Annotated in this window: 9 protein-coding genes; 7 read left to right on the top strand and 2 right to left on the bottom strand. The window is 73.7% G+C overall.

All coding sequences use genetic code 11. The features are described 5' to 3' along the window. The first annotated feature begins 46 nt into the window (after nucleotides 1-46). The gene (locus ABIC52_RS02780; protein ID WP_126890959.1) at nucleotides 47-1159 is read left to right on the top strand and encodes an FUSC family protein; all 1113 of its coding nucleotides are present in this window, start codon (nucleotides 47-49) and stop codon (nucleotides 1157-1159) included. 55 nt (nucleotides 1160-1214) lie between these two features. Continuing rightward, nucleotides 1215-4499 (top strand): AfsR/SARP family transcriptional regulator, encoded by a 3285-nt coding sequence (locus ABIC52_RS02775; RefSeq protein WP_354026585.1) that lies wholly within the window; start codon nucleotides 1215-1217, stop codon nucleotides 4497-4499. A 48-nt stretch (nucleotides 4500-4547) separates the two neighbouring features. On the opposite strand, the gene ABIC52_RS02770 is transcribed toward ABIC52_RS02775, so the two are convergent. Together ABIC52_RS02770 and ABIC52_RS02765 are read right to left on the bottom strand one after the other, a co-directional pair. Further along, a complete protein-coding gene (locus tag ABIC52_RS02770) occupies nucleotides 4548-5390 on the bottom strand; it encodes an ABC transporter permease (RefSeq protein ID WP_126890899.1) in 843 nt (280 codons plus the stop codon). Continuing rightward, the gene (locus tag ABIC52_RS02765) at nucleotides 5387-6385 is read right to left on the bottom strand and encodes an ATP-binding cassette domain-containing protein (protein WP_126890900.1); all 999 of its coding nucleotides are present in this window, start codon (nucleotides 6383-6385) and stop codon (nucleotides 5387-5389) included. The genes ABIC52_RS02770 and ABIC52_RS02765 overlap by 4 nt, the downstream gene beginning before the upstream one ends. Nucleotides 6386-6550: 165 nt before the next feature. Here ABIC52_RS02765 and truA point away from each other — a divergent pair, with 165 nt between their 5' ends. The 5 genes from truA (at nucleotide 6551) to rpsI (ending at nucleotide 12675) form a co-directional block, all read left to right on the top strand. Continuing rightward, entirely contained in the window at nucleotides 6551-7483 is a 933-nt protein-coding gene (gene truA / locus ABIC52_RS02760; protein WP_354026584.1) for a tRNA pseudouridine(38-40) synthase TruA, read from the top strand. After that, nucleotides 7480-8226 carry an MBL fold metallo-hydrolase gene (locus ABIC52_RS02755; RefSeq protein WP_354026583.1) on the top strand — a complete coding sequence of 249 codons (747 nt, stop codon included), beginning with the start codon at nucleotides 7480-7482 and terminating at the stop codon, nucleotides 8224-8226. The genes truA and ABIC52_RS02755 overlap by 4 nt, the downstream gene beginning before the upstream one ends. A 106-nt stretch (nucleotides 8227-8332) precedes the next feature. Further along, entirely contained in the window at nucleotides 8333-11398 is a 3066-nt protein-coding gene (locus ABIC52_RS02750; RefSeq protein ID WP_354026582.1) for an ExeM/NucH family extracellular endonuclease, read from the top strand. A 308-nt stretch (nucleotides 11399-11706) separates the two neighbouring features. Beyond that, nucleotides 11707-12153 (top strand): 50S ribosomal protein L13, encoded by a 447-nt coding sequence (rplM, locus tag ABIC52_RS02745; RefSeq protein WP_022904636.1) that lies wholly within the window; start codon nucleotides 11707-11709, stop codon nucleotides 12151-12153. A 36-nt stretch (nucleotides 12154-12189) separates the two neighbouring features. Next, nucleotides 12190-12675 carry a 30S ribosomal protein S9 gene (gene rpsI / locus ABIC52_RS02740; RefSeq protein WP_126890744.1) on the top strand — a complete coding sequence of 162 codons (486 nt, stop codon included), beginning with the start codon at nucleotides 12190-12192 and terminating at the stop codon, nucleotides 12673-12675. Nucleotides 12676-12688 lie beyond the last annotated feature (13 nt).

Below are 12688 nucleotides of genomic sequence, written 5' to 3'. Positions count from 1 at the left end.
GCACCCGCGTGCCCTCCCAGCGTCACCGCCGTACGGTGATCGCGACATGGCGAGAGCGGAACGGATCACCGGCGCAGGGCGCCGACTGTGGCGGTGGAGTCGGGACTCCGGCACGCAACCGCGGTTGCTGCTCGCCGGCAAGGCGGCACTCGCCGCCACGATCGCGTGGACCCTGGCGAAGTACGCGCCGGGCATCGCCGCCGAGTACCCGTACTACGCGCCCCTCGGCGCGATCGTCGCGATGCGCACCACGGTCTTCGCGGGGATCCGCGCCGGTGTCCAGACGCTCGTCGGCATCACCCTCGGCATCCTCATCGCCGGGTTCACGATGCTCGTCGGCGACCCCGGGGTCGTCGCGGTCGCGCTCGTCGTCGGTCTGGGCGTCCTGGTGTCCGGGTTCCGGATCCTCGGCGAGGGGTACTCGTGGGTGCCGATGGCGGCGCTCTTCGTGCTGCTCATCGGCGGCGGCAACGCCGAGGGCTACTCGTTCGCCTACGTCGTGCAGATGGCGATCGGCATCGCGATCGGCCTCGCGGTGAACTTCGCGGTGGTGCCGCCGCTGCACTTCTGGGACGCCGAGCGGCGCATCGACCAGGTGAACGGTGTGCTCGCGCAGCAGCTCGACGACCTGGCCGACGTGCTCGACGAGGGGGAGCCCGACACCGGGGCGTGGGACCGCCAGCAGGAGCGGCTGGACAAGGCGATCGCGGACGTGCGGGACCGTGTGTCGACGGCGCAGGAGGCCCGCCGGATGAACCCGCGGAGCGTGCTGCGCGGACCGCGGGCACGACTGCAGACCGACGGAGCGCGCTTCCGGGCGCTCGAGCGCGTGGCCTGGTACACGACCGACCTCACGGAACTGGTCGCCCGGTCGGGGCCCGTCGCGGAGAACCTCGGCCGGCCGGACCCGGCGTTCGCGGAGCCGTTCGCGGCCGCGCTCCGGAAAGTCGCCTGCGTGGTCCGGGGCGACTGCCCGGAGGACGGTGCCGACGAGTCCATCGCCGACCTCGAACGGGCGCTCGACGCCAGTGACGCGGACCCGTCGCAGGTCACGGTGACCTCGAGCGCGATCGTCGCGCTGCGCGGCGTGCTCGAGTCGGAGAAGCGCGCGACCGCCGACGTCGACACCTCGACCGGTCCGTCCGGCAGACGCGGCTGAGTCCCGTCCCGTGCCGTCGTCGCGGTCCGGAGCGGGTCGTCGGTAGGATCCGAGGGTGCCCGTCGCGCCCCGTGTCGCCGTCCTCGGACCGGTGTCGGTCGCCGGGCCGGACGGCGCTCCGCTCCTGGTCCCGGGGGCCCTGGCCAGGTCGTTCCTGACCGCCCTGGTGCTCGCACCCGGCCACACGCTCGGCACCGCCACGATCATCGACGAGCTCTGGGGCGAGGACCGGTCGAAGGGCGCTCGCGCAGCCCTGCAGACGCTGGTGTCCCGCCTGCGCCGGACGACGGCCGAGGGAGTCGTCGTGTCGACCAGCACCGGGTACGCACTCGGTGGCGACCCGTCCGACGTCGATCTGGTGGCGGCGGAGCGGACGGCGTTCGACCCGACCGCCGACACCGGCACCGTCCGCGCCGCCCTCGACCGGTGGCGCGGCGCCCCGGGTGCCGACGTCGGCGGGGACCTCGGCGTCGCGCTGTCCGACCGGGCCGCTGCTGCCGAGCACGCGCTGCGTCGACGCCTCGCGGCCCTGCTGCTCGCCGACGGCGACCCGGCCGCGTCGGCCGTCGCCTGGCTCGCCGAGGTCGACGCCGCGCCCTACGACGACGCGGCCGCCGGTGGAGCGATGCGCGCCCTCGACGCCGACGGGCGCACCTCCGAGGCGCTGGCGGTGTTCGCCGCGTACCGGGAACGGTTGGCCGACGGACTCGGGGCCGACCCGTCCGCGGAGCTCGTGCGGCTGAACACGGAACTCCTCAGGCGATCGACGGCCGTGGAGGACCACCCCGTCCGGCGCACCGGACTCCGCGCCGCGCCCAACGAGCTCGTCGGCCGAGGGGACGACGTCGCCCACGTCGCCGCACTGCTCGACGAGCACCGCCTGGTCACGGTGCTCGGACCGGGCGGGCTCGGCAAGACCCGGCTCGCGCAGGCCGTCGCCACCGAGCTGCCCCCGACCACGGGCGTCGTCGTGTGCGAGCTCGCGCCGATCGGCGACGCCGAGGACCTGCTCCCCGCACTCGGCGCCCTGCTCGGGATCGCCGAGGTCCGGACGGCCCGCATGCTGCAGGACGCGGTCGTCACCGACCTGTGGGCACGGGTGGTCCGGGCCCTCGACGACGGCCCGACCGTGCTCGTACTCGACAACTGCGAGCACCTGCTGCAGGCCGTGGCCCGCTGCACGGCCGACCTGCTCGCCGCCGTGCCCGGGCTGCGGGTGCTCACGACGTCCCGGGCACCGCTCGCCATCGCCGGCGAGGTCGTCGCGCCCCTCGGTCCGCTGCCGGTCGAGGCGGACGGCGCCGCCGTCCGGCTGTTCACCGAGCGAGCCCGTGCCGCCCGACCCGGAGCGGTCCTGCCGGTCGACGCCGTCCGCCGGATCTGCACCCGGCTCGACGGGTCCCCGCTCGCCATCGAGCTCGCCGCCGCCCGGATCCGCGGCATGTCCGTCGACGAGGTCGAACGACGACTCGACGACCGTTTCGCCCTGCTGCGGGGCGGCGACCGCAGCGCCCCGGAACGGCACCGCACGCTGCTCGCCGTCATCGAGTGGAGCTGGCGGCTCCTCGACGAGGGCGCCCAGGACCTGCTGACCCGGCTGGCGCTGTTCCCCGACGGGGTCGCGGTCGACGCCGTCGAGGCGGTGGCCGAGCCCGGACGGCGCCAGGACGCGCTCGACGACCTCGCCGACCTCGTCGAGCAGTCGCTCGTGCAGCTCGTGGAGACCGAGGGGGAGCCGGTCCGCTACCGCCTGCTCGAGACCGTCCGGGAGTTCGGCGCAGCACGCCTGACGGAGCGGGGCACGACCGAGGACGTCCGCGCGGCGATGACCGCATGGGGCCGGGAACTGTCGGCTGCGCGGAACCTGTTCGCGCTGCGGGGGCCGGCGCAGATCGTCGCCTTCACCGAGGTCCGCCGCGAGGCCGACACCCTCGTCACCCTGCTCCGCTGGGCGCTCCGGGCCGACGACGTCCCGACGGTCACGCACGTGTTCGCTGCGCTCGGCGGGTACTGGACGCTGCGCGGGCTGCACCGCGAGCTGGTCGGGACGGCGCCGGACGTCGTCGCCGCCCTGCGCTCGTGCGTCCCGGGCCCCGCGGACCGGACCGCCGCGATCGTCGGGCTCGTGCTCTGCGGAGCCACGTCGGCGTTCACCGACCTCCGCACCACGGCGCGGTCGATCGCGGGCCTGCGGACCCTGCACGCGACCGGTCGTGCCGAGGACCCGGTCGTCGACGCGCTCGCGACGCTGCTGCTCTCGATCGGGCGTCCCGAGCAGGGCTTCGCCGAACTGACGCGCCTGCGCGCCGACCCGGACCCCGCCGTGGCGTGCCTCGGCACGATGCTGAGCGCGCCGCTGGCCGAGAACGCCGGTGACCCCGTCGGGGCCCTGCGGTACGCACGTCGGGCGAAGGAGCTGGCGGTGGCGACGGGCGAGGCCTGGACCACCGGCACGGTGGCGGTCACGCTCACCCAGCTGCTCGCCCAGTCCGGCCGCTACGCGGAGTCCCTGGCCGAGGCGGTCAGCGCCCGCGAGCACCTGGAACGCTTCGGCGCCGACGACGACCTGTACGAGATCGGCTGGACCGTGGGCCTCGCGTCCGCCGCGACCGGGGACGTCGACCGTGCCCGCTCGATCGCAGCGGACCTGCGGCACCGGCCTGCGGCCGGCCGCGGGGGCTTCGAGGACCGTGGACTCATCGCGGTGCTCGCGGTCGCGATCACGGCGGAGTGCGACCGCCACGAGGGGCACCTCGACGCGGCGGCGGCCGGGTACACCGAGGCGTGGGACGTCGTCCAGCCGCCGCGCGGTCCCGCCGCGCAGTGGGCGCTCATGGCGGGCGCTGCTCGGATCGCCGCGGTCGACGAGGCGACGGCAGCCCGGGCGGGACGGGCCAGCGGACCGCAGCCGCCCGCATCGCAGCCGCCCGCAGTACAGCCACCCGCAGTGCAGCCGCCCGCATCGCTGCCGCCCGTGTCGCTGCCGCCCGCGGAGCTGGCCGTCGCGCGTCGGATCCGGACCGGTGCGCTCGTGCAGCTGCGGCTGCGGCAGGTCCGCCGGGACGTGCCCGTGATCGGCACGGCGCTCGCCGGCCTCGCGATCGCCTACGTCCGCACCGGACGTCCGGAGGCGGCTGCCGCGTGCTGGGGCACGCTCACCAGGATCGGGTCGCGGCAGGACTTCGCCGTCCTGGCCCACGCCCGACTCCGACCGGTGCTCGCCGGGGCCGTGGGGGAGCAGACGCTCGCCGACGCCGAGACGGCCGCGGCCGGCAGGGACCGGGCCGAGGCCGTCTCGTGGGTGCGCGGTGTGCTCGAGGACGCCCGCCTGCCCGGCTGACCCGGACGGGGAGCGGAGCGCCGGGCCGTCCGCCGGGCCGAGCCCGCGTCAGGCCTTCCGCATGTACGCACGGACCGTCAGCGGGGCGAACACCACGACGACCACGGCCGCACCGAGCAGGCTGAGCCAGAGGTCACCGCCGACGACGCCGTGGTTCACCAGGTCGCGGACGGCGGTGATGAGGTGCGAGACCGGGTTGACCTCGGTGAACCAGCGCAGCCAGGCGGGCAGGGTGTCGGTCGGGACGAACGCGTTCGACAGGAACGTCAGCGGGAACAGCACGAGGTTCGCGATGCCGGACACGCTCGACGCGGTCCGGGCGATCACCCCGAAGTAGGCGAAGACCCAGCTGATCGCCCACGCCACCACGATGACGAGGAGCGCCGCGAGCAGCACGGCGCCGAGGCCTCCGGCGGGACGCAGACCCATGACGATGCCCACGACGAACGTGATCGTCGTCGCGATGGCGTACCGGACGGTGTCGGCGAGCAGCGCGCCGGCGAGCGGGGCGATCCGGGCGATCGGGAGCGACCGGAAGCGGTCGAACACGCCCTTGTCCATGTCCTCGCGGAGCTGCACCCCGGTGACGACCGACGACGTGATCGCCGTCTGCACGAGGATGCCGGGGATGATCACCGGCAGGTAGCTCCCGACGTCGCCGGAGATCGCGCCGCCGAAGATGTACGTGAACATCACCGTGAAGACGATCGGCATGAGCGTCACGTCGAACAGTTGCTCCGGCGTCCGGCGGATCTTCACGAGCCCGCGGTACGCCATCGTGAACGACTGGCGGACGGTGGCGGCGAGGCCGGAGCCGCCGACCCCGGGGCGTGGGGTGACGCGCGGCGCCGAGGACGGCGTGGTGGTCGGGGTGAGGGTGGTGGCGGTCATGCGAGGCTCCCTTCGAGCGCGCGGTCGGTCGTGGTGGTGTCGGCGTCGGCCGGTGCGCCGGTGATGGTGAGGAAGACCTCGTCGAGGGTCGGCTTCTGCACGCTCATCTCGGCGAGCGAGATCCCCGCGTCGCGGAACGAGACGAGCAGGTCGGTGACGCGGTCGGGGGCGGTCATCGGGGCGGTCAGCCGAGCGCCCTCCGGGCTGACGACCGCCGGGGTGCCGAGCACGCGTTCGACGAGCGCGGCCGCGGTCGCGAGGGCGTCCGGCTCCGCGTCCGCCAGGCGGAGCTGCAGCGAGGCGGTGCCCACCGAGGACTTCAGGTCGTCGGCGGTGCCCTCGGCGACCACCCGGCCGTGGTCGATGACGGCGATGCGGTCGGCGAGCTGGTCGGCCTCGTCGAGGTACTGCGTCGTGAGCAGGACGGTCGACCCGGTCGCGACGAGCTCGCGGATCGTGTCCCACATCTGCGCACGGGTCCGCGGGTCGAGCCCCGTGGTCGGCTCGTCGAGGAAGATCAGCGGCGGCTGCGCGATGAGGCTCGCCGCCAGGTCCAGCCGACGCCGCATGCCGCCGGAGAACGCCTTGAGCGGGCGCGACGCGGCCTCGGTCAGCCCGAAGCGCTCGAGCAGCTCGCGTGCCTTGCGCTTCGCGTCGCCGCGGGACAGCCCGAGCAGTCGCGCGAAGATGACGAGGTTCTCGGTGGCGCTCAGGGTCTCGTCGACGCTCGCGTACTGCCCGGTCACCCCGATCAGGGAGCGGACGGTCTGCGGCTCGCGGCGGACGTCGTGCCCGAAGACGCGGGCCTCGCCGCCGTCCGGCCGGAGCAGGGTCGCGAGCATCGAGATGGTGGTCGTCTTGCCGGCGCCGTTCGGGCCGAGCACGCCGTAGACCGTGCCGGCCTCGACGCGGAGGTCGACACCGTCCACGGCGCGGTTGCTGCCGAACGTCTTGACGAGGCCGGTCGCCTCGACGGCGAGTGGTGTGGTGGTCATCGCACAGGTCCTTTCGTCGATGTCGGGACGATCGTGCCGCCGGCCGCTCACGCGGCACTGACGTGGCACTGACACGAGTGGGTGCTCGCCGTCAGCGGGGCAGGCGCGGTCGCCGTCAGCGCGGTCGGACGGGAGGCCCGCCCCGGCCCCGGTACGCTCGCTCCCGTGGCAGGGACGGACGACTCGGACACCGGCGGCGGCGCTGCCGTGCGCCTGCGGTTGGACGTCGCGTACGACGGCACCGCCTTCTCCGGCTGGGCCCGGCAGCCCGGGCTGCGGACGGTGCAGGGTGCGCTCGAGTCCGCGCTCGCCACGGTCTTCACCCGGTGGGGCGAGCCGCCGCAGCTGACGGTCGCCGGTCGGACCGACGCCGGGGTGCACGCCACCGGGCAGGTCGCCCACCTCGACCTGACCGCGGAGCAGTGGGGTGCGCTCACCCGGCCGCGGCGGTCGTCGCCGGACGGACCGCCTCGGACCTCGCTCGACGGGCTCGTCAAGCGCGTGAACGGGCTCGCCGGGGCGACGGGAGACGTCGTCGTCACGCGGGCGTCGGTCGCGCCGGACGGGTTCGACGCCCGGTTCTCCCCGCTCTGGCGGCGGTACGAGTACCGGGTGGCGGACGCCGACGCCCCGCGCGACCCGCGTCGTCGGGGGCACACGCTCTGGCACCCGACGCGCCTGGACCCGGCGGCGATGGAGCGCGGTGCGCTGACGTTGCTCGGGCTGCACGACTTCGCGACCTTCTGCAAGCCGCGCGAGGGCGCGACCACGATCCGGACGCTGCAGGAGTTCCGCTGGGACCGCGAGCCGGACGGCGTGCTGGTGGCGCGCCTCCAGGCCGATGCGTTCTGCCACTCCATGGTGCGGGCGATGGTCGGGGCGACCATCGCCGTCGGCGAGGGCCGCTTCGGCCCGGACCGCCTCGAGGAGCTGCGGGTCGCGCAGCAGCGCACGAGCGCGTTCAAGGTCGCACCCGCGGCCGGTCTGACCCTCACCGAGGTCGGCTACCCGGGGGACGACGAGCTCGCGGCCCGGGCGGCGCAGACCCGTGCGCGCCGGACGGACGACGAGCCGGACGCCGGTACCGTCGGGGGATGAGCTCCCGCAGGCCCCGGTCCGTCGTCTCCGTCGCACCCGGGGTGGTGTTCGTCGAGGGACCGGTGTCGAACTGGGTCGTGCTCGCCGAGGAGGACGGCGTCGCGCTGATCGACGCCGGCTACCCGGCCGACAGCGACCTCGTCCTCGACACCGTGCGCTGGGCCGGCCACGACCCGGAGGACCTGCGCCGCGTCTACGTCACGCACGGGCACGTCGACCACGTCGGCGGCATCCCCGGGATCCTCGAGCGGTACCCGCACGTGCAGGTCCTGGCCCACGCCGACGAGCTCGACAACGTGCGCGGACCGCACCGGCAGCAGGTCCGACCGGCGGAGATCGGCGGGCGTCTGGCCGCACCGCGGACCCTCCGCTGGCTGGCCCGGGCGCTCGGCTCCGACGCCCTGCGACCGGTGACCGTCCCGACCGCCCGGGCCTTCACCGCGCACGACTTCGAGGGGCACGCGGTGACACCGTTCCCCGCCGTCGGGCACACGGCGGGGTCGACGGCCTACCTGCTGCCGGCGGCGAACGCGATCGTCACCGGCGACGCGGTGGTGTCGCACCACGACACGCTCCCCGGGTCGTGGCAGCCGCGGCCGCGCATGATCACGTCGTTCTTCACCGCGGACCAGGCGACGGCGCTCGAGTCGGCTCGGGCGCTGCCGGTCCCGGAGATCGTGCTCCCCGGGCACGGGCCCGCCGTGCACCGCGTCGGCAGCGGGTGGGTCCCGGTCGCCGACTGAGTGACCCCTGCTCTGGGGTGGACCGGATCGTTCACCTGCCCGAAACCTGAGCGACCGATCAGGTGTCTAGCGTGGTGCAGTCCCCCTCCTCCTGCCGAAGGTCAGCATGCCCAACCTCCTGCGGCGCACCGTGCTGTGCGCCACGGTCGCAGCGACGATCGTCGCCGCCCCACTCGTCTCCGTCACCACCGCCGTCGCGAACCCCGCGGGTACCGGTCTCGTCATCTCCGAGGCCTACCTGAAGGGCGGTAGCGCGAACCAGCCCTTCACGAACAAGTTCGTCGAGCTCGAGAACCCCACGGACGCGCCGGTGTCGCTCTCCGGCTGGACGCTCCAGTACCGGTCCGCGACCGGCACCGCGAGCTTCGCGACGGGCGCCCTCTCGGGCACGGTCCCCGCGAAGGGGTCGTTCCTCGTGCAGATGGGGTCGAACGGCAAGGTCGGTGCAGCGCTGCCCACCCCGGACGCCGTCACCGGACTGAACCCCTCGGGGACGACCGGCACGCTCGTGCTCTCGGACCAGGCGAGTGCGCTCGCGCTGCCCGCCGGCGCCGTCGCGACGGGGACGCCAGGGGTCGTGGACCTGCTCGGCTACGGCACGTCGAACACCTTCGAGACCGCCGTCGCGACCGCCGGTTCGGGCAACACCGTCCCTGACGCGCTCGCTCGCACGGGCGCGGCGGACTCGGACTCGAACGCGGCGGACTTCCGCGTCACCACGTCGATCACGCCGGAGAACGCGGCCGGTCAGACCGGCGGCGGCACCACCGATCCCGGGCCCACCGACCCCGGCACGCCGGCCGGTCCCGCCGAGGCCGTCACCATCTCGCAGCTGCAGGGCACCGGCACCGCGTCGCCGTACGTCGGCAAGCGCGTCGTCACCGACGGCGTCGTGACCGCCGTCTACGCGACGGGTGGTCTGAACGGCTACACGGTCCAGACCGCCGGCACCGGTGGCGCGGTCGACCTCGCCACGCACACCGCGTCGGACGCCGTGTTCGTGTTCTCCGCCGCGACCGCGGGCAGCGTCACCATCGGCGACGCCGTGCGCCTCACGGGCACGGTCGCCGAGTACGACGGTCTCACCGAGCTCGAGGTCGCCTCGACCGCCGACGTCGAGAAGCTCCCCGCCGCGGGCGTCGTGCAGCCGGTCCCCGCCACACTGACGCTGCCGCGCACCGATGCGCAGCGCGAGTCGCTCGAGAGCATGCTCGTCGCACCGCAGGGCGACTACACGGTCGCCGACAACTACACGACGAACCAGTACGGCGAGATCGCGCTCGCCGCGGGGACGGAGCGCCTGATCCAGCCGACCGAGGTCGCCCGCCCGGGCAGCGCCGAGTACGCCGCGGTCGTCGCCGACAACGCCGCGCGCAAGATCGTCCTCGACGACGGTGCGAGCACGAACTTCCTGCCGCGTGACGACCAGAGCCAGGCTGCGCGTGAGATCCCCGTGTCCTGGCTCACCCAGGGCCCGGTCACGGTCGGCGCCGCAGCGACCTTCTCGAAGCCGGTCGTCCTCGACCACCGGAACGACGCGTGGAAGTTCCAGCCGACCACGCCGATCACCGGCGCGACCCCGGCGGCCGACCTGCCCGCGTCGTTCTCGGACGTCCGCACCGCGGCGCCGGAGGACGTCGGTGGCGACCTCCGGCTCGCCGGCTTCAACGTGCTGAACTACTTCCCGACCACGGGTGACCAGCTCACGGGGTGCAAGTACTACGTGGACCGCGCGGGCAACCCGCTCACGGTCAACTCCGGCTGCAACGCCCGCGGTGCCGCGAACGCCGACGACCTCGAGCGGCAGCAGGTGAAGATCGTGAAGGCGATCAACGCCCTCGGTGCCGACGTCGTCTCGCTCGAGGAGATCGAGAACTCCGCCGCCTTCGGCCAGGACCGCGACGCGGCCGTGGCGACCCTCGTGGCGGCGCTCAACCGGGCCACCGGGCAGGACACCTGGGCCTACGCGAAGTCCCCGGCGAAGCTCGCCGCGAACGAGGACGTCATCCGCCTCGCGCTCATCTACAAGAAGGACCGGGTCGCGCCCACCGGCGAGTCCACGATCCTGACGGACTCCGACGTCTTCCAGCGGCAGCCCGTCGCCGACGCCTTCCGCCCGGTCGGCGGGACCGCCGCCGACGACTTCCTCGTGATCGCCAACCACTTCAAGTCGAAGGGCTCGGGCATCGGCGAGAACGCCGACCAGGGAGACGGACAGGGAGCATCGAACGCCGACCGCGTCCGTCAGGCCCAGGCGCTCGCGACGTTCTCGACGTCGATGCAGCAGCAGTACGGCACCGACCGCGTGTTCTTGATCGGCGACTTCAACGCCTACAGCGAGGAGGACCCGATGGTCGTCCTGCGCGACGCCGGGTACACCGACCTGGCGCCGGCCGAGGACTCCTCGGAGTACTCCTACGTCTTCAGCGGCCTGAGCGGCTCCCTCGACCACGTGCTCGCGTCCCCGGCTGCGCTCGCCGCCGTCACGGGCGTGGACATCTGGAACATCAACTCGACCGAGTCGGTGGGCCTCGAGTACAGCCGCCACAACGTGAACGTTTCCGACCTGTACCGCGACGACGTGTACCGGGCGAGCGACCACGACCCGATCCTGGTCGGCTTCGACCTGGCGGCCGACGAGACCCCGACCCCGGGTGACGGCGAGACCCCGACCCCGGGTGGCGGCGGGACGCCGGCCCCCGGCACCGGCACCGGCACCACGCCGGCCCCCGGCACCGGCGTGGGCCAGGCGCCCGCGGCACCCTCGGCGTCCTCGCTGACGGGGGCGAACCGGGGCGGCGTCACGGCGCCCGCCTCGGCGCGAGCGGGCGAGACCATCACCGTCGGCGTCGGCTCGGCGCTCGCCGGGCAGCGCGTCTCGGTGTGGCTGTACTCCGACCCGGTGCTCCTCGGCACGGCGGTCGTCGCCGCGGACGGCACCGTGCGCGTGACGATCCCGCCGAGCACGACGACGGGTCAGCACCGCCTCGCCGTCACGGCTGCCGACGGATCGCTCATCGGGTGGACCGACATCCGGATCGACCCGGCGACCGGCGAACTCGCGTTCACCGGCGCCGAGCTCACCGGCGGCCTCGTCGCCGCACTGCTCCTGCTCACGGCCGGTACCGGCCTGGTCGTGGCACGTCGTCGCCGGGCGGCGCGCACGGACTGACCGCGCCGGCACCCGATCTGCGACATCGCACCCGTCGACCGACGGGTGCGATGTCGCGTCCCGCACGGTGATCCGGACCACGGACGGACGGGAGGCACATGGCGGTGCCGCCCCGCGCCTCCCGTCCGGCACGGCCCGCGTTCGACAAGGTGCGCCGCGTCGGGTAGGCTCTCACCTTGGTCTGTGCGCCCCGTGCGCCGGACAGTCAGATGAGCCCTCCACCGGGCAGTTCCACGAGCATCGCCCGCGGAACACCCACCGGAGCGGGATTCACGGACTCCTCACCTCGACACGAAAGCAGCACTCCTGTGACTCGTACGTTCTCCCCGAAGCCGGCAGACGTCCAGCACGACTGGATCGTCATCGACGCGACCGACGTCGTCCTCGGCCGTCTCGCCACCCACGCCGCGGCGCTCCTGCGCGGCAAGCACAAGGCCACCTTCGCCCAGCACATGGACATGGGTGACTACGTCATCATCATCAACGCGGACAAGGTCGCCCTCACCGGCTCCAAGCTCGCCAAGAAGGTCTACTACCGTCACTCGGGCTACCCGGGCGGCCTCACGGCGACCTCCTACCCGGAGATGCTCGAGAAGCACCCGACCCGCGCCGTCGAGAAGGCGATCCGCGGCATGCTGCCGAAGAACACCCTCGGCCGTGAGCAGCTCAAGAAGCTGAAGGTCTACGCCGGCGCGGAGCACCCGCACGCCGCGCAGCAGCCCAAGGCGTACACCTTCGACCAGGTCGCGCAGTAACGACGGCCACGACGACTTCAAGGACTGATAACACTCATGGCTCAGATCGCTGACTCCCTCGACCAGACCCCGGAGAGCTTCACCACCGAGAGCGCCCCGGCGTCCTCGGAGGCCGCTCCCCGCCAGATCCTCAACGTCTCGGGCGGTGCCGTCGGGCGCCGCAAGGAGGCCATCGCCCGCGTGCGCCTCGTCCCCGGTGGCGGCGCGTTCACGGTCAACGGCCGCACGCTCGAGGACTACTTCCCGAACAAGCTGCACCAGCAGCTGATCAACGACCCGTTCAAGGTGCTCGAGCTCCTCGGCGCCTACGACGTCGTCGCCCGCATCACGGGCGGTGGCCCCTCGGGTCAGGCCGGTGCGCTCCGCCTCGCGATCGCCCGTGCGCTGAACGAGATCGACCGCGAGAACAACCGCGCCACCCTCAAGAAGGCCGGCTTCCTCACCCGTGACGCCCGCGTCATCGAGCGCAAGAAGGCCGGTCTCAAGAAGGCCCGCAAGGCGTCGCAGTTCTCGAAGCGCTAGTCGCTCGACGAAC

This window comes from Curtobacterium oceanosedimentum, assembly GCF_040545555.1.
Taxonomy (GTDB): domain Bacteria; phylum Actinomycetota; class Actinomycetes; order Actinomycetales; family Microbacteriaceae; genus Curtobacterium.
This window is presented reverse-complemented; position numbering and strand designations above follow the sequence as displayed.

Bases quoted from the DNA above. Each gene is read 5' to 3' on its own strand.
- ABIC52_RS02780 (WP_126890959.1), top strand. From the start codon at position 47: ATGGCGAGAGCGGAACGGATCACCGGCGCAGGGCGCCGACTGTGGCGG.
- ABIC52_RS02770 (WP_126890899.1), bottom strand. From the start codon at position 5,390: ATGACCGCCACCACCCTCACCCCGACCACCACGCCGTCCTCGGCGCCG.
- ABIC52_RS02765 (WP_126890900.1), bottom strand. From the start codon at position 6,385: ATGACCACCACACCACTCGCCGTCGAGGCGACCGGCCTCGTCAAGACG.
- ABIC52_RS02755 (WP_354026583.1), top strand. From the start codon at position 7,480: ATGAGCTCCCGCAGGCCCCGGTCCGTCGTCTCCGTCGCACCCGGGGTG.
- ABIC52_RS02750 (WP_354026582.1), top strand. From the start codon at position 8,333: ATGCCCAACCTCCTGCGGCGCACCGTGCTGTGCGCCACGGTCGCAGCG.
- rpsI (WP_126890744.1), top strand. From the start codon at position 12,190: ATGGCTCAGATCGCTGACTCCCTCGACCAGACCCCGGAGAGCTTCACC.